Below are 26,609 nucleotides of genomic sequence, written 5' to 3'. Positions count from 1 at the left end.
CAACACATATATGCGGACGCAAAACGTGCCACGCATGCGAGTTAGGACAACTGATGACACTTACTTTGCTCAAGAACGCCAGAATTGTAGACGGGACATCTCCGGAGCCGACCGATCCGGTGGGGATCGTCATTGAAGGCGGCAAGATCAAAGAGGTCGGCAAGGATGTGACCGCCGATGCGGAGCAGGTGTTTGATATGGCGGGCCTGACGGTCATGCCGGGTCTGACCGACTGCCATGTGCATGTTATTGCCACCACCGCCAATCTGGGCCTGAACGCCGAACTGCCGACATCGCTTGTCGCCGCCCGCAGCAGCCAGATCATGCGCGGCATGCTGATGCGTGGCTTTACCACGGTTCGGGATTTGGGTGGGGCGGATCGCGGTCTGCAACTCGCCGTCGAAGAAGGTGCGTTTCTCGGACCGCGTCTGGTGATCTGTGGCAAGGCTCTGTCGCAAACCGGCGGGCATACGGATTACCGTGGTCCGTTCAGCAACCGTGATGTGAGCTGGTATCCCGAAGTGCTCGGCACTTTGGGCCGCAAATGTGATGGCGTGCCGGAAATCCAGCGCGCTGTGCGTGAAGAGCTTAAAAACGGCGCGCAATTCGTCAAGGTCATGGCCGATGGCGGGGTGTCCTCGCCCTCCGATCCGGTCGGTTATCTGGTCTTTTCCGTCGAAGAGTTGAAAGCCATGGTCGAGATCGCCAAGGGCTTTGGCACCTATGCGACCGGCCACCTCTATTGCGACGAAGCCATTGTCCGCGCACTGGATTGCGGGTTCGAATGTATCGAGCACGGCAACCTGATGTCCGACTCCACCATCGAGCGGGTGGCGAAAGAGGGCATTGCGGTTGTGCCGACCAACATCACCTATGACATTCTTGCCAAGTCGGGCGCGGAGTTCGGCATGCCTGCGGAATCTGTTGCCAAGGTGGTGGATGTGCGCGAGGCCGGTCTCGAACGCCTCGAAAAGATGCACAAGGCGGGCGTTCTGATGGGCTACGGCTCGGATTTGCTCGGCGGGATGCATCCGGAACAATCGGGCGAGTTCACCCTGCGCGGGCGGTATCTGCCTGCGGATGCGGTGATCCGGTCTGCCACGGTCGATGCGGCCAAGGTGCTGCGGATGGAAGGGCAGATCGGGGAGATCGCGCCGGGGGCATTTGCCGATATCATCGCCGTCGATGGCAACCCTCTGGACGATCTGGCGCTTTTGACTGGTCAGGGCGCCCATATGCCGTTCATTATGAAAGAAGGCCAAGTCGTCAAGAAAACGGCCGCGCTTTCCTGATACGCGGGCCTGATACACGGGAAGGCACAATGCCTTCCCTTATTACCCACACTTCACACCGCTTCCACTCTGGCCAGCCCGCGAAACACAACAACGACGGCGGGCAGTCATACATCCTTAACCAACAGGGAAATACCAATGAAAAAACTTCTGACCTACACGGCACTTGCCGGACTTATGGCAGGTTCTGCCGTGGCCGAAACGAATTTCATCGCCAACAGCTTCTATGACGGGGCCGTGCCGATGTCCGGCGAGGGCTATATCCGCTGGGCCGAACTGGTCGAAGAACTGTCCGATGGCGAACTGGTGCCCGAAGTCTTCACCGGCACTGTGCTTCTGGCGCCGCGTGCCTCCATGCAGGGCATTCAGGACAATGTCGTTCAGGTTGCGCACCACGCCGCCGTCTACACGCCCTCCGATCTGCCCGTCTCCAACGCGGTGCAGGATCTCGGCTTTGCCTATTCCGATCCGCTGACCGCGATTTTCGCTGTGGCCGAGTTCTCGATGACCAACGAAGCCCAGCTTCAGGAATGGAAAGACAGCAAGCTGGTCTATCTCGGTGCTTATGCCACTCCGGCCTATGTGCTGATGTGTTCCAGCCCCGTGCGCAATCTCGAAGAGATGGCCGGCAAACGGATCCGCACAGCGGGTTCTGCCGTGTCTGTCTGGGTCGAAGATGCCGGCGGCATTCCCGTCAACGTGCCTTCGAGCGAAATGTATACCGGTCTGGAACGCGGCACGCTCGATTGCGCCACAAACGCGGCCAGCGACCTTCTGGACCGTTCGCTTCTCGAAGTGGCGGAACACACCACCCTGCTCTCCACCGGCATGTATTGGTCCGGCCCGCAGTGGGGCTATAACATCGATTTCTGGGCCACGCTCACACCGGAAGACCGTGCGGTTCTGATGGAAGCCTCCGCCCGTTCGATGGCCCGCATCGTGATTGCCTATAACGCCAAGGTTGACGCCGGTCTCGCCGCGTCTATCGCCGCAGGTGGCAATGTTTACGAGCCGGAGCAGGATCTGGTTGATCACGTCACCACCTTCCGCGCCAAAGCCGCTGAAGGCGCAATCGAGAAAGCCGAATCTGCGGGTGTCGCAGATCCGGAAGCGCTGATCGGCGACTTCCAGGATACGATGCAGAAATGGGCCGACCTTCTGGCAGAAATCGAACCGACCGACGAAGATGCCCTGACCGCGCTGGCTATGGAAGAAATCTATAGCAAGATCGATCCGGCCACATACGGCGTCGAGTAAACACCTGCGGGCTCGCTTTTCATGCGGGCCCGCTCTCCACTCAGCTACATTCAGGACGTTGCGATGCAGTTCTTACTCAACGCGATCCGCTGGCTCAACATCGGGACAGCCACCGCCGCTTGCATTGTCATGGTATTGATGATGTTCCACATCACCCTTGATGTGGGTGTCCGGTATTTTCTCAACGGCCAGATCGTCGGCACATTGGAGTGGGTTTCCTTCTACTACATGGTCGCTCTGGTCTTTCTCGCCTTCGGCTTTGTCGAGCACCGAAACGAAAATATCCGCGTTGATCTTTTCGCGCAGAAAATGCCCAAACCCGTGCAACTAGGCCTCTATATCTTTGCCTGTGTGCTGGGCCTGATCTTTTTCGGGATGCTGTTCTGGCAATCCCTGCAAGACGCCATCAGCGCCACACAACGCGGCGAGGAGGCCATGAGCAACTTCCGCTTTTTGATCTGGCCTGCGCGTTGGGCCTTGCCCGTCGGCTTTATCGGCGTGCTGTTCGCGGTTCTCGCCAATCTGTTGAAGGCGATCTCCCGCCGCGAGGCGCTCTGATGCGGGGCTACGCTTATCCGAACACACGCCCCGACAACATATCATCTCCCATACGACACGGCACAACGAAGGACTTTGCGCAATGAGCAACCTAGAAATCGGCATCGCAGGCGTCTTTGCCGCGTTGATCCTGATCGCAATCCGTGTGCCGATCGGGCTGGCGCTCGGGCTGGTGTCCATTGCAGGCATCGGGTTCATGTTCAATATGAACGTCGCCTGGGGCATGATCTCGGCCACACCGTTTGACTATGTCGGCTCATGGGAACTTTCGGCGGCACCCATGTTTTTGTTGATGGGGTTTCTGTGCTCCTCCACCGATATGACGCGGGGACTGTTTCTCGCGCTTAGGCTATATCTGGCGAAACTGCCCGGCGGTCTGGCGATCACCTCGGTGGGGGCCTGTGCCTTTTTCGCGGCGGCGTCCGGCTCTTCGGTTGCAACCGCCTCGGCCATGTCGCGTATGGCCGTGCCGGAAATGCTCGACAACGGCTATGACCGTGGTCTGGCAACAGGCACGATTGCGGCCTCCGGCACTTTGGGCTCGCTGATCCCGCCCTCGGTCCTGCTCATCCTCTACGGGGTTTATGCGCAGGTCTCTGTGGGCCAGCTGTTCATGGCCGGTTTCATACCGGGCATCCTCTCCGCGCTGATCTACATGGCGATGATCATGATCCGCGTCAAACTCAAGCCCTCGCTTGCCGGAACGGTTCAAGTCAACCCGACCGAAGAAGAACGCCGCGAAGCCTTTCGCGATGTCTGGCCTTTGCCCACGCTGATCCTTGTTGTGCTTGGCGGGATTTTCACCGGCGTCTTTTCTCCGACCGAAGCCGGTGCGCTCGGCGCGTTTGCGGCTCTGATCATCGCGATTGTCCGCCGCAAACTGACCCGCGCGGCCTTGTTCGAGGCGGTCTCTCAAGCGATCATTTCGACCGCGTCCATCTTTATTATTCTGATCGGCTCGCTGTTCTTCACCCGTTTCCTCGCCCTCTCGGGCTTCCCGCGGGCCTTCGCCGATGCGATCCTGTCGGTCAGCACGGAGACATGGTGGATTCTTCTGGCGGTCTCGGTGATCTTTCTGGTGCTTGGCATGTTGATCGACAGCATCGGCCTGTTGCTTTTGACCCTGCCGATCCTTGTGCCGCTGGTGAACGAGGCGGGCATCAATCCGGTCTGGTTCGGGATTATCGTCATCAAGTTGCTCGAAGTCGGGCTGATCACGCCGCCCATCGGGTTGAATGTCTATATGATCAACGGGGCCTTGAACAACCGCGTGACCTTGCCGGAAATCTTCCGGGGCATCTCGTGGTTTCTGGCGATGGACCTTCTGACCCTGATCATCCTGATCCTCTTCCCGATCCTGACATTGTGGCTGCCCTCGCTGGCCTACTGACAGCGCAGACCATGACCACGCACGAAAACGGGGGCCCCTTGGTGGCCCCCTTCTTTATGTCTTTATGCAGAGTTGATCGGTACTTTCGGGAATATCTGTGCGACCTGCCATGCAGACGCCAAGTGGCCAGCACTAAAAACCGGCGCCGTTCCGCTCGATGTAGCGCAGCGTCATCAAGGTCAAAGGCGCGACGAAGGCTTTGGCATGTTGAAAGCTCTGTGCATCAAACGCATCGGGTTTCGCCAAAAGATTCACAGAGCCGAGCAATACCCCGCCCCATGCGATCCGCAGGTTGATGGCACAGCCGAAGCCGAGATCGAGAATGGCAAGGGCATCCTGAAACGCGAAGTGGAGGGCGTTTGCATCCGGTGAGAACAGGTGACGGCCTTCAAACACCAGCGCGGTTTCCCAGCCGGTGCCGACCATGCTTTTGACGCTGCCGACCGGATAGCTGTCTTCTTTGCTCGAATATATCCGCCGCAGCTTTGTCTCTGGCTCCAGAAGGGAGACCGCGACATAGCACGGGCCGATAAGGCTCTGAAGAGGGGGCACAAAAGCGGAAAAACCCGAAGGCCCCTCGCTCAGATTTTCCGACAGCGCATCAAGAGCCGTGGTGAGGGAGGGGCTTCGGGTCATGGTATCGCCTTTGTTATTTAGCGGCTGTCATCAGTTCGGGCAGCCAGAGCGCGATTTGCGGGAAGGCCGCGAGCAGCGCCGCTCCGATGCACATAAGCACAAAGAAGGGGAAGGCATACCATGCGACGGTGAGAATGCTCTTGTCCGTCAACCGTTGCAGGATGAACAGGTTGAAGCCGATAGGCGGGGTGATCTGTCCAAGTTCGATCATGACGACCAGAAAGACACCGAACCAGAGCGGATCAATACCGGCGGCGACAATCAGGGGCAGGGTGATCGGCAGGCTCATCACGGTGATAGAGACACCATCAAGAAACAGCCCCAAGATGATGTAGAACACGGCCAGCACGAGGATGAGTTGATAGTGGCCCAGATCAAGCCGTGCGATCATTTCGGAGGTCTGTTGCGGCACGCGCAGATAGCCCATGGTTGTGGAAAGCACTGCCGCGGCGGCCAGAAGCGAACAAATCACCGCCGAAAGTTTGATCGCGCCGTAAAGGGAGTCGTAGAGCACGGACCAGTTCAGCTGCTTTTGCACGCCCGTCAGGACCAGTGTCGCAAAAACGCCAACGGCGGCGGCTTCGGTCGGGGTGGCGATGCCACTGTAGATCGAACCCAGCACCAGAACCACGAGAATGCCCACAGGGAGCAGGTCCATCATCGAGCGCGCGAGCACCGGCAGCGTCAATCGCACCTTCGCCGCAGGGGCCAGCGCGGGATTGGCCGCCGCGCGCAGCATGACATAGCCGGAATAAAGCCCCGCGATCAGCAAGCCGGGCAGAATGCCCGCCGCAAAAAGCTTTGCGACCGACACTTCGGCGAGCACACCATAGACGATCATGACGATGGACGGCGGGATCAAAAGACCGAGGCTACCAGCGCCCGCCAGCGAACCGATGGCAAGGGTCTCGTCATAACCACGGCTTTTCAATTCCTTGATGGTGATCTTCCCGACTGTCGCCGTGGTGGCCGCACTGGAGCCGCAAACGGCGGCAAAGAGCGTGCAGCCCATGATGTTGGTGTGCAGCATCCGCCCCGGCGCGAGATTGGCAATGGGGGCCAGACCGTTGAAGAGCCGCCGTGCGATGTCGGTGCGGAAAATCAACTCTCCCATCCAGACAAAAAGCGGGATTGCGGAAAGCTCCCATGCGCTAGAGGCGCGTAGGATGATCGTGGAATTGATGACGCCGGTTTTCAGAAAGGTGAAATCCAGCATGAACACCAAAGAGGCGACGGACACCAGCAGCAAGGCAATGAATATCCAGACCCCGAACCCGAGCGCGGCCACAAGCATGACCAGAACGGCGAGAGCAACTTCGACTGACGACATATTAGGTATCCTGCTGTTCGGGGTGGAGAGAGGGATCGGCTTTTTCAGGCAAACGTCCGGTGACGGCCTGAAGAAGATGGACGGAAAGTTGCAGCCCGAAACACACAAGGCCGATCACGACCAGCGATTGCGGAATCCAGAGCGGGGTTTCCAGAATGGAGGTCGAGGTGGTGCCCCGTTCCCAACTGCGCATCACGGTGCGGATGAGGAACCAGCACAGAAAGCTGATGGTCGTCAGACCGAGCAGCGCACAAATGCCTTCGACAAAGCGTTTGGGGATCGGGCCGAGGGCTTCCATTAGAAGCCCGACACGGATGAGCTCCCCGTCGCGTAACGCCGCCCCCAGACCGAAAAACGCCGCCGCCGCTGTTGCGTAGCCTACAAATTCCTCAAGGAGAAAGGTCGATCTGGAGAAGAGATTGCGCAATACGATCTCAAGCAGGATATGGCCCACCATCAACACCACGCAAAGCATCGCTGCATAGGCGGACAGGGATGTCACGCGATCCACAAATCTTTCGTATCGGGTCATTGTTCAGTCTTCTCCCTCACGCGCATTCCGACACCTGATCCGCAGGCGTTGGAGAAACGACATGTAGTATTTTGATTTATACGGCCTTTTGATGCCCAAATATGTATCTTTAGAGGATCAACAAAAAGCTTGGGTCAGATCACGAGACAGGCAAACAGCCGCCTCGTGACAGGGGCGTTACTGCATCTTGCTTTTGTATTCTTCGAGAATGGCCGCGCCATCAGGACCGGCTTTTTCCAGCCAGCTTGCCATCGAGGCATCCGATGCGCTGCGCAATGTTGTGAGCACATCTGCGGGCACCTCTTCGACAACATCCACGTTGTTCTCACGCAAGATCGCATAGTTCTCTTGCAGACGCTCGGCCAACAGGCCCCACTGGCGATCCACAGTCTCCTGAGCGGCCTGACGCACGGCGGCCTGTTCGTCGTCGCTCAATGCTTCGAAGGCATCAAGGTTCATGTGAATGACATTGACCGGCGTTGTGTAGTTGACCGCCAGATAGTTCGGCAGGAATTCCCAAAGCTTGGAATTCACCCCGCCTTCAGCCGAGGTCACCGCCGCATCCAACGCGTTGGTGGCAAGCTGGGCCATCACATCTCCCCAAGACAGTTGCAAGGGCGCGGCACCGGCCTCTTGAAAGACGATGGTCGCATTGGCATCCGCCACACGCACTTTCAAATCCTGCAAACCGGCCGTGTCCGACACCGGCTCACGCGACCACAGGCCGGACGGGGGCCAGGGCGAGGAAAAGAGATAGACCTGATTGTTGTCGGCAAAGGTCTTGGCGTAGCGCGAAGCCAGAACCTCTTCCAACACTTTGGCTTCTTTCTCGGATGTCACAACAAAGGGCTGGGACGGGAGCAGGAAGATCGGATCGACCCCTGAAAGCTGACCGATGAAGGTGTTGGCAATATCAATGGCCGCATCCGAGACCGCGTAGAAATGGTCCGCCGATTTATAGCCAAGCCCGCCACCGGGGAAATAGTCGATCGCCACAGAGCCGTTGGTCAGTTCATTGACGCGCTCAAGGAAAAAGCGGTCGCCGTCGGCCTGAAAGCTCGTGTCGGCATATTCGTTCGCCATGTTGAATTTGGTCTCGGCCAAGGCGGTCTGCGCCGAGCCGAAAGCCGCCGCTGCGGAGATAAGCGCGATGAGGCTGTGTTTAAGTTTCATTCGAGTGATCCTTCCCGGTTGGTCTGTGTTGGGCTTTGTTTTTATGGATTGGGTAGAGAGCAGAGGTCGTCACGAGATTTGATGGCGGTCCTGTCCTCTTGATCGGGACGTGAGATTGCCTCATTTTGTAGATTGTATCCAGTATCCATAACCAGAGACCTCTTCCCGTCAAGCGCCTTTCTTTCTCTAAGAAAAGGAGCGAGGACCGGATTGAACCGCCCGAACGCAGGCAAAGGTGAAAAAACAACGCGTTACGCCGCATATTTCGGACCGGCGTGCAAAACAGCGTAGGGCAGGGGCGTTCCGCGAAATTTTCCTCGCGACAGATTTTTGAACGAATGACTATAAAAGAGGCAGTTTAGACGCCGTCGCATTTTGGTGCGGGAATTCACCGCCTGCCCCACATCAATGATTTACCAGAACGCCTGACGTGATAATAATTTTACGCCAAGCCTTCAGCACCCGAGACGCGTATTGAAAGACCAGACATTGATTATGACACAGACCCCGCGCCCCCTCAGCAAACAAGAGGCGAAATCCGTTGATATGCAGCGGCGCGTTTGCGCGGCGACGGTCTCTGTTCTGGCGGAGGTCGGCTATGAACGTGTGTCCACAAAGCTGATTTCCGAGCGTGGAAAGATGTCCCGTGGTGCGCTGAACTACCATTTCCCGACGAAGAACGATCTGTTCGTAGCGGCCTATGAATATGTATTGGCGGAGTGGGAAAAGGAATGGCCCTTTTGCGATCTGGATGCGCAAGGTAGCCTGACCACAGAGGCGCTGATCGACGCGCTCTGGACCGAACTGTTTTCCAAAAGCACCTATCTGGCCATTCTTGAACTTATGCTGGCGGCGCGACTGGACCCTGATCTGGGCACACGGTTGCGCGCGGCTCTGGCCCGATGGTCAAAGAAACGCGACCGGCGCACCATTCAGATGATGGGACTTGATCCCGACGACGAGATGGCATCGAAGCTCTTGCGGCTCAACCTGTGTATGCTGCGCGGGATTTGCGTCAACCGGTTCTGCGCCGATGGCACCTATGCCGAAGAGCCGCTGATCGAAATCTGGAAAGACATTCTGGCCCGCGAAATGAAGACCCATTTTGCCACGCCAGTTGAGAGCCCCTGAGCCTCACGCATCAACGGATCGCGCCTCAAGCGAGGACACAAGACTGTCTCCGGCATCGCGAATATGCTGTTTGAGCAGGGCCACCGCCGCCTCGACATTCCGCGCACGGCAATATTCCAAAAGCGCACGGTGCTCTTTTTGGGCGGCTTCAAATGTCTCGCTAATCAACAATTGAAGCCGGACGTAGCGCTCGACCTGAAGGTTGACGCCTTGCACAATCGCCAGTGTTTGGGTGCGGTTGGCGGGCACATAAAGGCTCCGGTGAAATTCCCAGTTCAACGAGCCCCATCGGTTGATGTCTCTTTCTTCATAGGCTTTTTCAAGCTCGCGAAGCACCTGTTCGGAGGCATCAAGATCGGCATCCGTCATGTTCGGGATCGCATGTTCCAGCAAGACGCTTTCGAGATTGACGCGCAGCTCATAGAGTTCCTGCGCCTGCTCGGCGGGCATGGCGGCGACAACCGCCCCTTTGTGCACTTTGGTGACAATCAGTCCGGCGGCTTCAAGCTGACGAAATGCCTCGCGCACAGGCATACGGCTGCATTCATATTCTTCGGCAAGAGCTTCCTGGACCAGAGATTCGCCCGGTTTGAATTCACCATTCAAAATGCGCTCGCGCAGGGAGTCTGCCAAGGCTTCGGGAAGGCTCTGGCGTTTCAGACTATGGCTTTTGGTCAATCCCATTCCCGATTTCATGCTGTATATTCCGACGCCGTGTTATTGGATCCAGCCCGCAGATTTACATAATCTGCCGCCCACCGCCATAGGAAACGCAGTCAAGCACCTGAAACACGGGGAAGCGCGAACAGGGGAGGGGAGAGCCGCCGATACAAAATGGCGGCCACCCGAAAGCGGCCGCCCTCACACTCTGCAGGGGTTCAGAGTGTTTTCAGTTTCTCAATGGCGTCCGTCACCGTGGCAACGACGAAATCGCGCTCGTCACCGACCAAAGGCAGACGCGGGGCACGCACCCATTCCGGCGCACCGTAAACGAGGTTTTCGGCCAGTTTGATATATTGCACCAGCTTCACATGCGTATCGAGGTGGAAAGACGGCGTCAGCACCTGATAGAGTTCGCGGGCTTGCGCATATTTCTCGTCTTGGCACAGCCCGAAGAGTTTCACACACTCCGCCGGCCAGACATTGGTCATGCCGGACACCCAGCCCGTCACACCCAGCGCACTGCTCTCGACGATGAGATCATCCACGCCGCAGAACAGGCTGAACCGATCACCGAAAGCGATATACATATCAGTTACACGACGGATATCGCCGGTTTCTTCCTTGATACAAACGATCTCCGGCGTATCGACGAGTTCTTTGAGAACCTCGACCGTGCAATCCACGCCATAGGCAATCGGGTTGTTGTAGATCATGATCGGCAGAGGCGTGGCCGAGGCGATGCCTTTATACCACGCGACAGTTTCGCGATCATCGGTCTTATAGCCAAGGCTCGGGAAGACCATCAGACCCTGCGCACCGCAGTCCTGATAGATTTTCGCAGAGGCTTTCGCGCGTTCCAGCGTGGTTTCTGCCAGACCCGACAGCACCGGCACACGACCTGCAGCAGTTTCGACTGCGGCACGGATGATGGCTTTGCGCTCGTCCATTTCCATGGAGGCATTCTCGCCCAGCATCGGCAGAACGATCACACCGGAGACGCCGTTTTCGATGAGACGTTCAATGCTTGCTTTGGTTGCGTCGATATCAACGCAGCCGTCTTCTTTCAGCTTGGTGGTGACAGCGGGGAAGACGCCTTTCCAGATGGCCATTGCCTGTTCCTTTCGGGAATTTTGAAATTCGGATGTGAAAGAGCCGCCTCGCAGCGCCCCGTTGAAAAGCTGGTCACAACAGCAGCGGACGGCAGGGGATGCCGCATCGAGGATTCTGTTGTGACCTTGCGACCCTTAAACTGGATCCAATCGACAGTTGTCAATTTATTTTTCCCGTGTACAAGAGAAAGAGCACCTCACACAGGGGAATCGGAGAGGCCATGCAACACAAGAAAGTCGCCATCATCGGCGCGGGGATCGTTGGTCTGGCCTGTGCGTGGCATGTCCTGCAATCCGGTCACACAGTCGTACTCATTGATCCCGCCCCTGAAGGCGACAAAGCCTCTTTCGGGAATGCCGGAGGGATCGCGGTTAGCGAAGTTGTCCCCGCCTCGGCCCCCGGTGTGTTTCTCAAACTGCCCAAGTGGCTGTTCGACCCGCTCGGCCCTCTGAGCCTGCGCTGGACACATGCGCCACGGCTTCTGCCGTGGATGCTGCGCTTTTCCCGCGTCAGCACGCGTTCAGAGATGGAGCGGATTGCCGGAGCCCTGTCCGCGCTCAACAACCGCACATATGACGATCTGATGCCGCTTTTGAACAGCGCGGGCCTGTCAGACAAGCTCTACAACCACGGCGCATTGACCGTCTACGAAAGTGAAATGGCCTTTCAGGCGGATGCGGCGGAATGGGAGCTGAAACGCCAGCATGGCGTGACCTGCACCCCGATGAGTGGAGACGAGGCACGCCAGCTTGAACCAGCCCTCGGCGGCCTTGCGCACAAGGCCATGTTCACCCCGCAATGGTCACAAGTCTCGGACCCCAAAGACATTCACAACGGCCTTCTGGACACCGTGCTACGCAACGGAGCCACCATCGCACGCGGCGCGGCCAAACGGATCAACCGAACCGCGACAGGCGTCCGGGTCGAGATGGACGGTGATGCTGATGTCAGCGCCGATCTGGTGGTCCTTGCGGCAGGGGCATGGTCCAAACCGCTTGCCGCCTCCATCGGCGACCGTGTTTTGCTCGAAAGCGAGCGCGGGTATAACACGACCCTCCCAACTCCGGGCATCAGCGTCACCCGCGAACTCATATTTGCAGAGCGCAAATTCGTCGCCACGCCACTTGCGACAGGATTGCGCATCGGGGGCGCGGCGGAGTTTGGCGGGTTAACCTCCAAACCCAATTTCAAACGCTCCGAAGCACTGGTGAAACTCGCGAAACGCTATTTGCCCGATCTCGACAGTGACCAAGGGATCCAGTGGTCCGGCCATCGCCCCGCCACGCCCGACAGCCTGCCGGTCATCGGACGTTCCCCGAACAACCGCAATGTGATCCATGCCTTCGGGCACGGCCACCTCGGACTTACGCAAGCCGCCACGACCGGACGTCTTGTAGCGGACCTGATTGATAACAAACCTGCCAGCCTTGATCTAACGCCCTACCGGATCGAGCGTTTCACATATGGAGCCTGAGTTATGAGACATAGTTTCTTTTGCGTGGATGCCCACACTTGCGGCAATCCTGTGCGCGTTGTCGCCGGTGGCGGGCCACAGCTTCCTGCCGTTCCCATGTCCGAGAAACGCGAAATCTTTCAGCGGGATCATGATTGGGTGCGTCAGGCGCTGATGTTCGAACCACGCGGCCATGATGTCATGTCCGGCACGATCCTCTACCCGTCCTCGCGCGAGGACTGTGACATCGGCGTGCTGTTTATTGAGGTGAGCGGCTGCCTGCCCATGTGCGGCCACGGCACCATCGGCACGGTGACCGCCGCCTTGGAAGAAGGGCTCGTTGTGCCGCGCACCGCCGGACAGCTTTCGCTGGAGACGCCCGCGGGGAAAGTGGACATCGAATACACGCAGAACGGCAACTATGTCGAACAGGTGCGGCTCTTCAATGTGCCCGCCTATCTGCACGCCCGCGATGTGATCCTGAACATCGACGGCTTGGGTGCCTTGAAAGTCGATCTCTCCTATGGCGGCAATTACTATGTCATCGTTGAGCCGCAGGACAACTGGTCCGGTCTCGACGATATGACCGTGAGCGACATTCAGCGTCTCAGCCCGATCATCCGTGCCGCCGCGCAAGAGGCACTGGCCCCCGAACACCCGACCGACCCGCACATTTCAGGCGTCAGCCATGTCATGTGGTGTGATGCCCCGACCCAGACCGAGGCGGATGCCCGCAACGCTGTGTTCTACGGCGAAAAAGCCATCGACCGCTCCCCTTGCGGCACAGGCTCCTCTGCGCGCATGGCGCAACTCCATGCTCGCGGGCGGCTCAAGACCGGCGACACCTTCATCCATGAAAGCATCATTGGCACTATGTTCACCTGCAAAGTGGAAGGCGAAACCCGTCTGGGGGATTTCGACGCCATTCTCCCGAGCGTCGCCGGATGGGCGCGTGTCATTGGTCACAACACGATCTTCGTCGATGACCGCGACCCGCTGATGACGGGATTTCAACTGCGGTAATTCGCCCGAAACAAAATGGCCTGCCGCGTTTCCGGGGCAGGCCAAATTCATTTGCATCGCACAGGCGTCAGCGCACAACATACACCGAACAGTTGGAGTGCCGCACAACGCGAGCGGCATTCGGCCCCAAGAGATAGTCCTTCAAATCCGGCCGATGCGCACCGAGCACGATCAGGTCGGCCCCGTCCTTCTCCGCCGTTTCGAGAATTTCGTGATAGGCCGTTCCCACGGCCACCACATGACGGACATTTGCATTGGCTTCCGGCCCGAGGGCCTCTTCCACCAGATTGTTCAACGCCTCTTTCGCGTGTTTGCGCGCTTCCTTCGTGTGTTTCTCATCGAAGTAACCGCCTACCCAACTCATCCCGTAATCGGACAGCACGGTGATCACATCGAGCTGCGCATTTTCGGCAGCGGCCAGACGTGCGGCGGTTTGCAAGACTTTCACCTCGTCTTTGACGCGGTTCACGTCGACGGCACAGAGAATGGTCTGGGTCATGCGGGTTCTCCTTCGAATTCACGCTTGGAGGCCGCCCGGCGTCGTTGCAGGACGGTCACGAGGCCCAAGAGGATGAGCGCAGGAATGAACATCAGTTCTTTCGGAAGCTGGTCGGCCGGAGCCTGAACATTCGTGATCTGCACCGGCTCGTCGCCGTAGAAATCGAAGCTCGACAGTTGCTCCGAAATGGGCGTGCCAAACATCGGCTCGTCCATGATCATGCGGTCGCCATCAGCCATGAGCATCAGCCCGAGCGCATCAAGACGCGCATCGCCGCCTTCAGCCTCCGGCACGGTGAGCGCAAGGTGGACATCCTTTTGCTCCAGCGTGTCGAAATCGGGGCCTGTCACCACGATCCGCAACTGCGAACCGGCGGGGGCTTCTTCAAGCGCCTGCGCGACAGCGGTGGGGGCGGTCTCGTGATAGGGCGGCTGGATCATGTCCATAAAGAACCCCGGACGGAAGAGGGTAAAGGCCACAAGCAAAAGCGCCACTGTTTCCCAAATCCGCGACTTGGTGATGTAAAAGCCCATCGTCGCTGCGGTGAACACCAGAATACCGATGGTCGCCACAATGAAGACGATGATCCCTTGCACCAGCGTGACATCAATCAACAGAAGGTCGGTGTTGAAGATGAAGACGAAGGGCAGGGCCACGGTCCGCAAACTGTAAAAGAAAGCGGTGAACCCCGTGCGGATTGCATCGCCCCCCGACACAGCGGCGGCGGCGAAACTGGCCAGCCCAACAGGGGGCGTCACATCCGCCATGATCCCGAAGTAGAACACAAAGAGGTGCACGGCGATCAGCGGCACGATCAGCCCCGATTGTGCGCCAAGTTCGACCACAACGGACACCATGAGCGAAGACACAACGATGTAGTTCGCCGTGGTCGGCAGGCCCATCCCGAGGATCAGCGACAGGATCGCGACGAACAGAAGCATCAGGATCAGGTTGCCGCCGGAGAGGAACTCGACGAAATCCGCCATCACCTGACCGATACCGGTGAGGGATACGGTGCCGACGATGATCCCTGCCGTTGCGGTGGCAAGGCCGATCCCGATCATGTTCCGCGCACCGTCGATCATACCTTCAACCAGATCAACCACACCTTCCTTGAGGCGGTCAACCGCATCGCTTTCGCCGCGGAAGATTGCCTTGAGCGGCTTTTGCGACAGCAGGATGAAGAACAACAGGAAGGTTGCCCAGAAGGCCGAAAGCCCCGGAGACTTGCGTTCGATCATCAGGAAATAGACCAGAACGATAATCGGCAGGAGGTAGTAGAGACCGGCGGTCCAGAGCTTGGCCACATCCGGCAGTTCCATCAATTCGGAATCAGGATCGTCGATTTCTAGATCGTCGGATTTCGCGGCCAGTTTGATGAGCCCGACATAGACCAGAGCAATCGCCACGGCGAGAATCCAGCCGCTGCCTTCGGGCACCATGGAGGTGATGAGGCGCACAGGGAATTGCGTGGCATAACACAGCCCGCCAAAGCCCGCGAAGAACAGGAACATCCCCATGATCGTGCGCCAGAGTGACACGACCTTGTTGCCGATGGTCGGCATGTTGTTTTTCACCGCTTCAAGGTGAACGATATAGACCAGCGCGATGTAGGAAATGATCGCGGGCACAAAGGCGTGTTTGATCACTTCGAAATAGGAAATGCCGACATATTCCACCATGAGGAACGCGGCCGCACCCATCACCGGCGGCATGATCTGGCCGTTCACCGAGGAGGCCACTTCGACCGAACCCGCTTTTTCGGCAGAAAATCCCACACGTTTCATCAACGGAATAGTGAATGTGCCGGTCGTCACCACGTTGGCAATCGAGGAGCCGGAAATCAGCCCTGTTGCCGCAGAGCCGACAACAGCAGCCTTGGCCGGACCACCACGCAAGTGCCCCAGAGCGCCGAAAGCCATTTTGATGAAATAGTTGCCCGCGCCCGCTTTATCGAGCAGCGCACCGAAGAGCACGAAGAGGAAGACGAATTGCGTCGAGACGTTGAGCGCGATGCCGAAGACGCCCTCGGTCGTGATCCACATATGCGACATGGCTTTGCGCAATGAGGCCCCCGCCCAACGGATCGAGTCCGGCACGGTTTCGGAAGCACCAAAGAAGACATAGCCAAGGAATACAATAGCCAGAAGCACCATCACCGGCCCGAGTGTGCGGTAGGCTGCAATGAACAGGAATGCGAGGCCCGCAAGCGCGAAATAGGAGTCACTCGTATCCGCAAGCCCGCCGTTGCCGACGATTTTCTCGTAGAAGAAATAGCCATACATGGCGAGGAACGCCCCGCCGAGGCCCAAAATCCAGTCATACCACGGCACGGAGGACTTCGGCGCCGACTTGAACAGCGGATAGGCCATGGCCGACAGGAAGATCGCGAAGGCAAGATGGATCTGCCGCGCGTTGTTGATCATATCACCGGGCAGAACCTTCAACCCGATCGGAGAGGCCAGGAGCACCTGGAAAACCGACCACAACAGCGCAACTGCCGCAATCACCTTACCCAATGTTCCCGGCACATTGCGTGCGCCGCTATCAGAAGCCGCCACCAGCTCCTGAAGCTCGGCCTCGTTCAAAGCCTGTTTCCCAGTGTCTGACATTGATCCCCATCGTCCCTTATATTTTTATGAGAAAAGGGCGGCACATGACGTGCCGCCCGGGAAGTCGAAGGCGGATTATTCCATCCAGCCTTTTTCTTTGTAGTACTTCACAGCACCCGGGTGCAGCGGAGCAGACAGACCGTCTTTGATCATTTCTTCCGGCGTCAGGTTTGCAAATGCAGGGTGCAGACCTTTGAAGTCTTCGAAGTTTTCAAACACAGCGGAAACAACCGCATAGACCGCATCTTCGGAGACATCAGCGGAGGTCACGATGGTCGCACCAACACCGAACGTATGCACGTCTTCGTCATTGCCACGATACATGCCGCCCGGAATGGTGGCGGTGCGGTAGTAGGGGTTGTCTGCAACCAGTTCGTCAATCGCAGGACCGGCAACTTCAACGAGCACGGAGTCACAAGCGGTCGTGGCTTCCTGAATGGAACCCGACGGGTGACCCACAGTGTAAACCATTGCGTCAATCTGGTTGTCGCAGAGCGCAGCAGACTGCTCGGACGGTTTCAACTCGGTCGCCAGTGCGAAGTCGTCGCTGGTCCAGCCGAGTTTCTCCATCACGACTTCCATGGTCGCGCGCTGACCGGAACCGGGGTTACCGATGTTCATGCGCTTGCCTTTGAGGTCTTCAAAGACTTTCACGCCGGAGTCGGCACGAGCCACAACAGTGAAAGGCTCGGGGTGCACGGAGAACACGGCACGCAGGTCTTCGAAGGGCTCGCCTTCAAACTGCACAACACCGTTGTAAGCGTTGTACTGGATGTCGGACTGGGCAACGCCGAATTCCAGCTCGCCTTCCTTGATCGTGTTCACGTTGTAAACGGAACCGCCGGTGGATTCGACCGAGCAACGCACGCCGGTTTCCTTGCGGTTCTTGTTGACCAAACGGCAGATCGCGCCGCCGGTCGGGTAATACACCCCGGTCACACCGCCGGTGCCGATGGTGACAAATTCTTCGGCCATTGCAGAGCCTGCGATCATCGCAGAGGCGGCTGCCGCAGCAAATCCGAATTTCATATGTTTGGTCATAAGTGACTCCCCTTAGTGGTATGTTTGGTCCTCCCGAGGCATCCGTGCCTCACAGATCGACCACTTCTCCAAGCGCCCTGTTGTGGCGCTCGATCTCTGATATCCGTTCCACGACGTCCGGTCCGGCTTTTTGTGCAAGCATTGCCATAAGCATCTCAAGGAAAAAAACCGTCGTCGTGTAAGTGTTAAAAAAGTTCGGACTTTCCCCTGTTATAATGAAAGAGCTGTTCGCATGGCGCAAGGCAGGACATGCGTAGCTGTCGGTGATGACGGCCACATGAACCCCTTGGTGGCGGGCGATCTCGGCGGCGTTGACCGCCACCCGCGCGGAGGGGGACATGGTGATGACGATCATCGCATCCTGCTTGTCCATCTCGCTGAGCGCAGAGCCGTAGGACGACCCCATACGTCCGGCGAGTCGCCACTTTTCTCCCAAGAAATTGGCCATATAGCCTGCATATTCTGCAATCCCTGTTGATCCCAACGCCCCGACAATGAGCACGCGGCGCGCTTCGTGCAACACATCGACCAGTTTTGCAAGTTCAACAGGATCAAGACCTCGCACAAGCTCCTCAAGATTGCTCTGGGTCCGCTCCAAAGACCGCATGAGAATCCCCTCCGGCGCACCGGCGGGAGCCTCTCTGAGGTCTTTGGCACGTGTGGCAAAAGTCGACACCTTGAGCGCAAGTTGCGCCCGCACCGCGTCGCGCAGGGTTTCAAATGTTTCAAATCCCAAAGCCCGCGCCAGACGGCTGAAGGTCGCCGGCGCGATTCGCGCCTCTGTGGCGACCGATCTGAGCGAGCGCGTGGCCACATCGAGCGGGTTTTCGACAAGATAATCCCCCGCCTCACGCAAACGCGGGCTCAATTCGGCGTAATGTTCCGCCAGCCTTTGCTGATAACTTGCCGACACGAGACCATCCTACAGGAAACAAAGGTTGTAGGGCACTGTTTCAATTGTTTCAAATATTGTCAAGATTTGATCGGTGTGTTTCAAATTTGAAAGGGCCTCATCCAACCGGCCCCTTTTCGTCCTCGGAGCATCAAATGACTCATGTTTTCTACCGCAATTCCCGCAGCACCCCGCCCACAGCCACACGCGGCGAGGGGGCCTATATCTATGATGACACAGGCAAGCAATATCTCGACGGCTCCGGCGGCGCTGCGGTATCTTGTCTCGGGCATTCCGATCCGGATGTGATTGCGGCGGTTCAGACACAGGTGGCCACGCTCGATTTTGCCCACACCGGCTTTTTCACCTCCGGCCCTGCCGAAGCTCTGGCCGAACGTCTGGTGACCCATGCGCCAGACGGCATAGATCGGGTCTATTTCGTCTCCGGCGGCTCGGAAGCGGTGGAAACCGCACTCAAAATGGCGCGGCAGTATTTTGTCGAGACCGGAGAGCCGCAGCGCACCCGTTTCATTTCGCGCAAGCAAAGCTATCACGGCAACACCTTGGGCGCGCTGGCGGCGGGTGGTAACGTCTGGCGCAAAGAAAAATTCGCGCCGCTTCTGGCCGATACCGCGCATATTTCGCCCTGCTACGCCTATCGCGGACAAGAGGCGGGCGAGAGCCTTGAGGCCTATGGCCAGCGTGTTGCAAATGAACTGGAAAGCGAACTTCAACGTGTCAGCCCCGAGACGGTGATCGCCTTTATCGCGGAACCTGTGGTCGGTGCGACATTGGGCGCGGTGCCTGCTGTTCCGGGATATTTCAAGCGCATCCGCGAAATTTGCGACCGCTATGGCGTGTTGCTGATTCTCGACGAGGTGATGTGCGGCATGGGACGCACGGGCACTCTGTTTGCCTGCGAACAGGACGGTGTGGCCCCCGACATCATCACCATCGCCAAGGGGCTTGGCGCAGGCTATCAACCCATCGGAGCCACGCTTTGCACCAACCAGATTCACGAGGTCTTTGTGCAAGGCTCCGGCTTCTTCCAACACGGCCACACCTATATCGGCCATCCGGTCGCCTGTGCAGCAGGCAATGCGGTTGTGACCAAGCTGACCGACGGCGGCATGGTCGCCCGTGCCGCGCAGATGGGGGAAAAACTCGACCAAGCCCTGCGCGATGCTTTCGGAGATCATCCCCATATTGGCGACATCCGTGGGCGCGGCATGTTTCGTGGGTTGGAAATCGTCGAGGATCGGGCAAGCAAATCCCCCTTCGATCCGGCGCGCGGGATCAACAAGCGTGTGAAAGCCGCGGCCTTCGAGGCGGGGCTGATCTGTTACCCGATGGGCGGCACCGTGGACGGACAACGCGGCGACCATGTGCTGCTCGCCCCGCCGTTTATCCTCACAGATGACCAGATCGGCGAACTGATCGAAAAGCTGGGCACGGCGCTACAATCCGCACTGTCATAACCCATATCACTTCCTTTGCCTCGCCACTTGCGCCTTCCGGAGAGACGGGTTCTGTGCGCAATATCATACTGGCGGGGCAAGGGATTGGCCCGCCAGTCTTGCAACCCATCGCGAATATCGCAAAAACGTCATGACCTTTTGCTTTTGTTGCTATATTTTTTCGTATAGGAAAAACGCCAGCACGAAACAGTTGTGAGGGCGGTAAGACAGAGGCACGACACAGGTTGCCCTGCGCCAGCTCTCGTTGCTCAGACTCCAAGCAACACACGAAAAGGAAATGACATGACTTTCACCCCGCATGGCAAACATCTGATCGCAGGCGAATGGGTTTCCGCACCGGAGACATTTCATTCCGCGCCCGCTCACGGTCCCGCGCATGAATTTTCCGCAGGCACACCCGAACTGGTAAACGCAGCCTGTGAAGCGGCTGAAGAGGCGTTCTGGTCCTTTGGCTACAGCACACGCGAAGAACGCGCCGCCTTTCTCAACACCATCGCCGACGAGATCGAAGCCCGCGCCGAGGCGATCACCGAGATCGGCTCGCAGGAAAGCGGTCTGCCTGAGGGGCGGCTCAATGGCGAACGCGGACGCACAACCGGCCAGTTGCGTCTGTTCGCTGATCACATCCTCAAAGGGGACTATCTCGACCGTCGCCATGACAAGGCCCTGCCGGACCGTCAGCCCTTGCCGCGCTCCGATCTGCGCATGATGCAGCGCCCCATCGGCCCGATTGCGGTCTTTGGCGCGTCAAACTTCCCGCTCGCCTTCTCCACGGCAGGCGGCGACACGGCAGCGGCGCTTGCGGCCGGTTGTCCGGTGGTTGTTAAAGGCCATGACGCCCATCCCGGCACGGGCGAAATCATCACGGAGGCGATCCACGCCGCCGTTGAAAAATGCAACATGCCCAAAGGTGTCTTCTCGCTGGTGCAGGGCGGGGATCGCTCCGTCGGTCAAACGCTGGTCCAGCATCCGCTGATCAAGGCCGTGGGTTTCACCGGTTCGCTTGGTGGCGGGCGTGCCTTGTTCGACCTCTGCGCGCAGCGGCCGGAACCGATCCCGTTCTTCGGCGAATTGGGCTCCATCAACCCGATGTTCATGCTGCCTGACGCCGTAGCAAACCGTGGCGAAGAACTCGGCAAAGGCTGGGCCGCCTCCCTTGCGATGGGGGCAGGGCAGTTCTGCACCAACCCCGGTATCGTTGTGGTGATCGAAGGCGCGGAGAGCGATGCTTTTGTCGCTGCCGCACAAGCCGCCCTCTCGGAGCAAGGCCCGCAGGTCATGCTCACAGACGGGATTGCCGAAGCCTACACCACAGGGGCGGCCAAGATCGGTGCGCAAAGTGGCGTGCAGGATCTTGTGACTTCGATGTGTGACCGCCGCGAAGCGAAGCCCTTCCTCTTCAAAGTTTCGGCCAGTGACTGGCTTGGCAACCACGCGCTTTCCGAAGAAGTCTTCGGCCCCTTGGGCATTGTGGTCGTTGCCAAGGACGCCGACGAGATGGACAAGATCGCACGGTCTCTCGTGGGTCAGCTCACCGCCACGCTGCACATGGATGAGGGGGACACAGCTCTGGCGCGTCGTCTGCTTCCGGTGCTTGAGCGCAAAGCCGGCCGCGTGCTGGCCAACGGCTTTCCGACCGGCGTGGAAGTCTGCGACAGCATGGTGCATGGCGGACCCTATCCGGCCTCGACCAACTTCGGCGCAACCTCTGTCGGCACCCTGTCCATCCGCCGCTTCCTGCGCCCCGTCTGCTATCAGGACATTCCCGAAGCCGTCCTGCCCGCCGATCTGGCCTAAACAACAGGAGATGTGCGCAACACAGGCGCGCATCTCGCCCTGTCTTCGGCCCGACGGGGCCTTGGCATGACCCCGCCGCGCCACCTGAAAGCCGGTGATGTAGTCGAGCATGGCATCGTCGGATTGAGCACACAGCGTCAGATTTGTGTGGACGACATGTAAAATAAGAGGGGGCTGCAAAGCCCCCTCCATAGATTGCGCATGTGACACGAAAATCCGTATTCCGGCGTTTCGCGAAGCGCTATGTCAACCGTGTTTGCGCGCAAAATCACGCATGAATTCGGCCAGTTTCAAAGCACCCTCCACAGGCACCCCGGTATAGAGGCTGGCACGGAGATAGTCGCCGACACCGAAAGGCGTCAGGGTCCGAAGGCCGATCATGCCTTTTTCCCAGCTCTGGATCAGGAACATGTTTGTCAGTTCCTCGTCTCCGCCCGCGACATTGAACGGCACATTCATCCGGCTTCTGAGGGCTTTCTCGTCCACGGGCGTGCCATAGAAACCGTCAGAGCCATCAATGACATCATACAATGCCGTGGCCTTCTCGATGGAGCGCCGTTCGATCTCGTCAATGCCGCCCTGTGCTGCGATCCAGTCCATCATGTGACCGACGACTTCGATATTGAACGTGGCCGGCGTGTTCCAGAGGTTGCCCGCTTCACTGTTCGTCGTGTAGTTGAAAACGCCCGGACAGAGCGGAGAGGCCTTGTCCTTGCCGAGAAGGTCCTTACGGATCACGGTCAGGGTCACGCCGGGATGGCCGATATTCTTCGAGGCGCAGGCGAACAGAACGCCGACACCACAGCCTTCCCAATCAATGGGCTTGGTCGAAAAATCGGAGCTGGCATCCACAACCAACGGAATATGTTTGCGCGATTCCGGCAGTTTGGGCAGCCTGTGCAACTCGATGCCGTTCACCGTCTCGTTCGAACACAGATAGACATATTTGCTGTCGGGATCGATGTTGTCCTCTGTCAGCTCGGGAAAGCTTTTGTAAGCGCCGGTTTGCGGATCGCGGGCATCAATTGTCTGAACACGGCAGTATCGCTGCCCTTCATCCCGACCACGCTCCGACCACGTCCCGTTTACCACATAAGTGGCAACATCGGATGCATCATGGCAGAGGTTCAACGGTAGGGCCGCAAACTGCCCGTGGCCACCGCCGTGCGTGAACAACACCTCATATGTGTCGGGAATGTTCATCACAGAACGGAGGGTTTCGACTGTGTGGCTAAGGATGTCCAGAAACTCCGGCGACCGGTGCGACAAGGCCAAAGACGTCAGGCCCGGCTTGTTGAAACCGTCCGCGATCACTTGCTCGACAGCTTTCGGCAGGGACGTCGGACCTGGGCTGAAGTTTGTAACCTCGTCAGCGGGCACCGGAGATCTGAGCGAACCGCAGAGGGCTGGATGATCAATCGTATTCAGGGAATTCATGCCACTTCACCTCGTGAATCTTGGTCTAATATTACGGGGACACTCCCTCTCGCCAGCGTCAAAGCACATGTCACCATGGCTCCGAGAGACAAAGCAAAAGCAGCTTTCTCACGCAGCGAGGCCGGACGGGAAGCGCACGGGCTCACAAATGGGGATAGTGCTTTCAACAATGCTGCGGTCTCCAGAGGGGTGGGAAGATATGCGAGGAGATTACACAGGGACCTCCCGCAAAGATTGGACCAGTGCGCGGCTTTGGTTTGGGCCAGTGCGGAGCGCTCGGGAATGAGTCGGCCAATTCTATGCGGCAGTTCGGTTTTGTGCGAATTTATAGCTCAATATCTTTTCCGCTTCGGCTGCATTCTGCACCAGTATAAATTTAACATAAGACGCATTATGCGACATTCGCACTAAGATCGGACATTTCATATTTTAACCTCTTGCTATATCTAAAGAAACTATTTTATATAGAACATATCATGAACAAAAATTGAGCCCATACTTGCCTATAGCACTTTACCGGTATTTTCATCACGTCCGAATTCATGTTCGACCTAATGGCGAACGTTTCCCTACTATTTTCGATATCACCGGTGTGCCGGCACATTACCCCACCTGCGTTATGCTCGACCTTAGAGCCAAGAATGCCGCCGCGTTAACGATGGAGTCCGTAGCCAACGATTTATTGCATCTCGGCCAAGTATTGATTTTCGAAGACTTCAAAAATTTCCATCAACGCCTTGAAGATGGAGACTACCTCGATGATTACGAAATCGAGATAATCGCTGAGCGATTGGGGCTCGAAACGGCAATGTTACGCAAATTGAACGACCCCAAAGTTACCACTGCGGATCGTAACAGGTTGTTGGAGAAAGCCCCCACGACAGTCAATCAAACAAAAGCTCGTCGAATTACATCGGCGGCACGATATATTGATCTCGTTGCTCGAATTGGTGAGGCAAAAGCAGGACCTGCGGAAAAGCGCAGACGGGCTCCACTGCGGAAAGAAATGATTAACTTTCTTAAAGAGTTGCGCCCTAAAGGTCGCTCTTCACGAACACGTAGCGCCATTCGTGCCGATGATCTTGCTAAGGTCGTTGCCTTCGCCGCGACAGGAGATCCCGCGAAAATTTGGTCCAATGAAAGGCTTCGGTCGCGCAACTGGGCTATTGTAACGCTTCTGGTCTTTGGTGGCCTCCGTAATAGTGAATTGCGCCAACTGCGCGCGGCAGACATCGATACCAATCGTTGTGTGGTTGATGTGCATCGTCGGCCTGATGACCCAAACGATCCCCGGATCCGGGAACCGAATGCCAAGACAATGGACCGTATTGTTCCCATCACCCCAGAGGTGGCAGATCGTCTGGACGACTATCTGCTTGGTTTTGGTGCGGATATGGCGGAAATTGGAAATTCACCATTTGCTTTCCTGTCCGATGGAAATAACTCTCGCGGCCAACCGATCTCCCCTGTAGTTGTATCTGAAGCCGTCGAGGAACTCGGAGCTCATTTGGGGATACAGGGATTACATCCCCATGCTCTTCGGAGTGCTTGGATACAACAACTTGTGGACTGGTCCGTCGAAAAAGGCATCCCGCCTGCCGAGCTGGATCGTTTTGCAAATTACATGGGGGGATGGAGCTATTTTAGCAAAAGCGCCTCCCATTATCGTGGCGACCATCTCACTCAAAAAGCATTTGAAGCCGGACTTCTTGTGGAGAATGAACGTTGACGAAAAAACTATCCACCCTGCCCCGCGCTCGCTCAACATGGCGTAAGACAGCACATCACGCCGACATAAATATCTACGATGATGTTTGGGTGCTGCGCAACGAAGGTCAGCGCGATAGTTTGAACTTTGGTTTGCTTACCGAACTCGTCTCGCCCGAATTTGAATTTGAAATCCGTCATGTGTTCGCAAAGCTTGTTGCTGTGTATGTGGCATCCACATCTGTAACCTACTTCAATGCTTTCCTCGCATTACTCCGCAGTTCACAAAACACCCCTAAATGTGACCTCAGTATTATTGATGGGGAATTAGTCGCGCTTTGGATGAACAGCTCACCGTCAGCGGCAAGAGTGTTGCAATTAAAAGGTCTGTTCAAAGCATGGCGGCGGTTTCATGGCACCTTCGTAGAGGACGAGGCTTTTGATTTGATCAATCGTCTGAACATCCCGACTAATAGTGGAGTCTATTCCACCGTGCTGACATGGGATGAAAATGATGGCCCATACCGCCCCTCAGAAGATGAAGCAATCCGTGTTGCCCTCGACGATGCTTTCAACGAAGGCAAGCTTAACCTTGACGAATATTCTATGTTCCGTGTGCTTCGAGGAACAGGTGCCCGCCTTTCTTCAATTGCTGACCTGAAAGTTGGAGACTTACGTCATGAAGAAGGTCGCTCGTATATAAAAATTCCTATGAAAAAACAGCGCGGGATAGCCGGTTGGCGTGAAGCTTTCATGCCTTGGAAGCCTGTAACACAAGGCCTTTCAAACATTCTTGCAATGCAGATTGAGACGAATGTAACACCTCGATTGGCTCCTGAGGAGGACCGCAATCAGGCTCCGATTTTTCCTTCAAAAAGAGCAAAGGACTTATCTTCGCCACATGGGCACCGTAGCATTAGTACCCTCAAAAAAACTTATGGGAAAGTAATGGAGCGCCTGGAAGTCGTGAGCCCGGTTACAGGTCACGTCATTCATGGCAATCCAAGACGTGACCGTCATACCTTCCTCACCATGCTCGCACTTCGAGGCTGTAGTGCGGAAGAAATTGCAGCGAATGCAGGGCACATCAATGTAACGTCCTGCCAAGCTTATGTCGATGCATCAATCGACCATTTTCAACGAATGGAAAAGCTTGTGGGAGCGGCTTTCATCCCGGTAGCAGACCGCTTTATCGGCACAGTTTCTGAAAGCCACAACGATCCGAACTCTGAAGAGGCCATTTGGTCGGAGTGAATTGCCCCGAGTTTGCCGGAGACCATCAACTTAAGTAAGGATGATGGTTATGACAAAAAGTAAAATGGCAAATCGCTACTCGCCTGAGGTCCGCGCACGTGCGGTCCGAATGGTGTTTGAGCATCAAGGCTCCTACGAAACGCAGGCGGGCGCGATTGCGGCCATTGCACCCAAGATCGGCTGTATACCCCAGACCTTGAACGGATGGGTCAAGCAGGCCGAGAAGGATAGTGGTATGCGCGACGGCGTGACTACTGAAGAACGTGATCGGATTAAAACCCTCGAAAGGGAAAACCGGGAGCTACGCCAAGCCAATGAGATACTACGCAAGGCGTCAGCATATT

24 protein-coding genes are annotated in these 26,609 nt (G+C 57.2%); 13 read left to right on the top strand and 11 right to left on the bottom strand.

Annotated elements, in window-relative coordinates; translation table 11 throughout:
- The first annotated feature begins 53 nt into the window (after positions 1–53).
- From BM152_RS13890 to BM152_RS13875, 4 genes are all read left to right on the top strand, one after another.
- Positions 54–1,292 (top strand): metal-dependent hydrolase family protein, encoded by a 1,239-nt coding sequence (locus BM152_RS13890; RefSeq protein WP_066598685.1) that lies wholly within the window; start codon positions 54–56, stop codon positions 1,290–1,292.
- A gap of 138 nt (positions 1,293–1,430) precedes the next feature.
- A complete protein-coding gene (locus BM152_RS13885; protein ID WP_066598682.1) occupies positions 1,431–2,549 on the top strand; it encodes a C4-dicarboxylate TRAP transporter substrate-binding protein in 1,119 nt (372 codons plus the stop codon).
- Positions 2,550–2,612: 63 nt separating this feature from the next.
- Complete coding sequence (locus tag BM152_RS13880; protein ID WP_066598680.1) at positions 2,613–3,107, top strand: TRAP transporter small permease subunit; 495 nt, start codon at positions 2,613–2,615, stop codon at positions 3,105–3,107.
- Between the two features lie 82 nt (positions 3,108–3,189).
- Positions 3,190–4,497 (top strand): TRAP transporter large permease, encoded by a 1,308-nt coding sequence (locus BM152_RS13875; RefSeq protein WP_066598678.1) that lies wholly within the window; start codon positions 3,190–3,192, stop codon positions 4,495–4,497.
- 132 nt (positions 4,498–4,629) lie between these two features.
- Here BM152_RS13875 and BM152_RS13870 read toward each other — a convergent pair whose 3' ends face one another.
- The 4 genes from BM152_RS13870 to BM152_RS13855 form a co-directional block, all read right to left on the bottom strand.
- Positions 4,630–5,133 (bottom strand): hypothetical protein, encoded by a 504-nt coding sequence (locus BM152_RS13870; RefSeq protein WP_066598676.1) that lies wholly within the window; start codon positions 5,131–5,133, stop codon positions 4,630–4,632.
- A 13-nt stretch (positions 5,134–5,146) separates the two neighbouring features.
- The gene (locus BM152_RS13865; protein ID WP_066598674.1) at positions 5,147–6,463 is read right to left on the bottom strand and encodes a TRAP transporter large permease; all 1,317 of its coding nucleotides are present in this window, start codon (positions 6,461–6,463) and stop codon (positions 5,147–5,149) included.
- A 1-nt stretch (position 6,464) separates the two neighbouring features.
- The gene (locus tag BM152_RS13860) at positions 6,465–6,995 is read right to left on the bottom strand and encodes a TRAP transporter small permease subunit (RefSeq protein WP_066598672.1); all 531 of its coding nucleotides are present in this window, start codon (positions 6,993–6,995) and stop codon (positions 6,465–6,467) included.
- 177 nt (positions 6,996–7,172) lie between these two features.
- On the bottom strand, positions 7,173–8,168 hold the full coding sequence (locus BM152_RS13855; RefSeq protein ID WP_066598670.1) for a TRAP transporter substrate-binding protein: 996 nt from the start codon (positions 8,166–8,168) through the stop codon (positions 7,173–7,175).
- A 495-nt stretch (positions 8,169–8,663) separates the two neighbouring features.
- Here BM152_RS13855 and BM152_RS13850 point away from each other — a divergent pair, with 495 nt between their 5' ends.
- Entirely contained in the window at positions 8,664–9,299 is a 636-nt protein-coding gene (locus tag BM152_RS13850) for a TetR/AcrR family transcriptional regulator (protein WP_066598669.1), read from the top strand.
- A gap of 3 nt (positions 9,300–9,302) precedes the next feature.
- On the opposite strand, the gene BM152_RS13845 is transcribed toward BM152_RS13850, so the two are convergent.
- Together BM152_RS13845 and BM152_RS13840 are read right to left on the bottom strand one after the other, a co-directional pair.
- Positions 9,303–9,995, bottom strand: coding sequence for a GntR family transcriptional regulator (locus tag BM152_RS13845; RefSeq protein WP_211314292.1), 693 nt, complete (start codon positions 9,993–9,995; stop codon positions 9,303–9,305).
- A gap of 182 nt (positions 9,996–10,177) precedes the next feature.
- Positions 10,178–11,071, bottom strand: coding sequence for a dihydrodipicolinate synthase family protein (locus BM152_RS13840; RefSeq protein WP_066598664.1), 894 nt, complete (start codon positions 11,069–11,071; stop codon positions 10,178–10,180).
- 221 nt (positions 11,072–11,292) lie between these two features.
- Here BM152_RS13840 and BM152_RS13835 point away from each other — a divergent pair, with 221 nt between their 5' ends.
- Together BM152_RS13835 and BM152_RS13830 are read left to right on the top strand one after the other, a co-directional pair.
- Positions 11,293–12,546 carry an NAD(P)/FAD-dependent oxidoreductase gene (locus BM152_RS13835; protein WP_066598662.1) on the top strand — a complete coding sequence of 418 codons (1,254 nt, stop codon included), beginning with the start codon at positions 11,293–11,295 and terminating at the stop codon, positions 12,544–12,546.
- A 3-nt stretch (positions 12,547–12,549) separates the two neighbouring features.
- The gene (locus BM152_RS13830) at positions 12,550–13,548 is read left to right on the top strand and encodes a 4-hydroxyproline epimerase (RefSeq protein WP_066598660.1); all 999 of its coding nucleotides are present in this window, start codon (positions 12,550–12,552) and stop codon (positions 13,546–13,548) included.
- Positions 13,549–13,615: 67 nt separating this feature from the next.
- On the opposite strand, the gene BM152_RS13825 is transcribed toward BM152_RS13830, so the two are convergent.
- From BM152_RS13825 to BM152_RS13810, 4 genes are all read right to left on the bottom strand, one after another.
- Positions 13,616–14,047: a universal stress protein gene (locus BM152_RS13825; RefSeq protein WP_066598658.1), complete on the bottom strand. Its 432-nt coding sequence runs from the start codon at positions 14,045–14,047 to the stop codon at positions 13,616–13,618.
- Positions 14,044–16,659, bottom strand: a complete 2,616-nt coding sequence (locus tag BM152_RS13820; RefSeq protein ID WP_066598655.1) for a TRAP transporter permease — start codon at positions 16,657–16,659, stop codon at positions 14,044–14,046. The genes BM152_RS13825 and BM152_RS13820 overlap by 4 nt, the downstream gene beginning before the upstream one ends.
- A gap of 75 nt (positions 16,660–16,734) precedes the next feature.
- Entirely contained in the window at positions 16,735–17,700 is a 966-nt protein-coding gene (locus BM152_RS13815) for a TAXI family TRAP transporter solute-binding subunit (RefSeq protein ID WP_066598654.1), read from the bottom strand.
- 49 nt (positions 17,701–17,749) lie between these two features.
- A complete protein-coding gene (locus BM152_RS13810) occupies positions 17,750–18,613 on the bottom strand; it encodes a MurR/RpiR family transcriptional regulator (protein ID WP_231730452.1) in 864 nt (287 codons plus the stop codon).
- Positions 18,614–18,747: 134 nt separating this feature from the next.
- Between BM152_RS13810 and BM152_RS13805 the strand changes: the two genes are divergently transcribed.
- The 3 genes from BM152_RS13805 to BM152_RS19005 all read left to right on the top strand — a co-directional run bounded on the left by BM152_RS13805 (position 18,748) and on the right by BM152_RS19005 (position 22,029).
- Positions 18,748–20,070, top strand: a complete 1,323-nt coding sequence (locus BM152_RS13805) for an aspartate aminotransferase family protein (protein WP_066598652.1) — start codon at positions 18,748–18,750, stop codon at positions 20,068–20,070.
- Positions 20,071–20,352: 282 nt separating this feature from the next.
- The gene (locus BM152_RS13800) at positions 20,353–21,867 is read left to right on the top strand and encodes an aldehyde dehydrogenase (NADP(+)) (RefSeq protein WP_066598651.1); all 1,515 of its coding nucleotides are present in this window, start codon (positions 20,353–20,355) and stop codon (positions 21,865–21,867) included.
- 12 nt (positions 21,868–21,879) lie between these two features.
- A complete protein-coding gene (locus BM152_RS19005; protein ID WP_244524892.1) occupies positions 21,880–22,029 on the top strand; it encodes a hypothetical protein in 150 nt (49 codons plus the stop codon).
- Between the two features lie 84 nt (positions 22,030–22,113).
- Here BM152_RS19005 and serC read toward each other — a convergent pair whose 3' ends face one another.
- Positions 22,114–23,304 (bottom strand): 3-phosphoserine/phosphohydroxythreonine transaminase, encoded by a 1,191-nt coding sequence (serC, locus tag BM152_RS13795; RefSeq protein WP_082715246.1) that lies wholly within the window; start codon positions 23,302–23,304, stop codon positions 22,114–22,116.
- Between the two features lie 499 nt (positions 23,305–23,803).
- On the opposite strand from serC, the gene BM152_RS13790 reads away from it, so the two are divergent.
- The 3 genes from BM152_RS13790 to BM152_RS13780 all read left to right on the top strand — a co-directional run.
- Entirely contained in the window at positions 23,804–25,033 is a 1,230-nt protein-coding gene (locus BM152_RS13790; protein ID WP_139222508.1) for a tyrosine-type recombinase/integrase, read from the top strand.
- Positions 25,030–26,265: a tyrosine-type recombinase/integrase gene (locus BM152_RS13785; RefSeq protein ID WP_066598647.1), complete on the top strand. Its 1,236-nt coding sequence runs from the start codon at positions 25,030–25,032 to the stop codon at positions 26,263–26,265. The genes BM152_RS13790 and BM152_RS13785 overlap by 4 nt, the downstream gene beginning before the upstream one ends.
- 49 nt (positions 26,266–26,314) lie before the next feature.
- Positions 26,315–26,609: transposase (locus BM152_RS13780; RefSeq protein WP_139222507.1), on the top strand; the 295-nt coding region annotated here is incomplete at its 3' end.

The organism is Celeribacter halophilus (assembly GCF_900114135.1).
GTDB lineage: Bacteria > Pseudomonadota > Alphaproteobacteria > Rhodobacterales > Rhodobacteraceae > Celeribacter > Celeribacter halophilus.
This window is presented reverse-complemented; position numbering and strand designations above follow the sequence as displayed.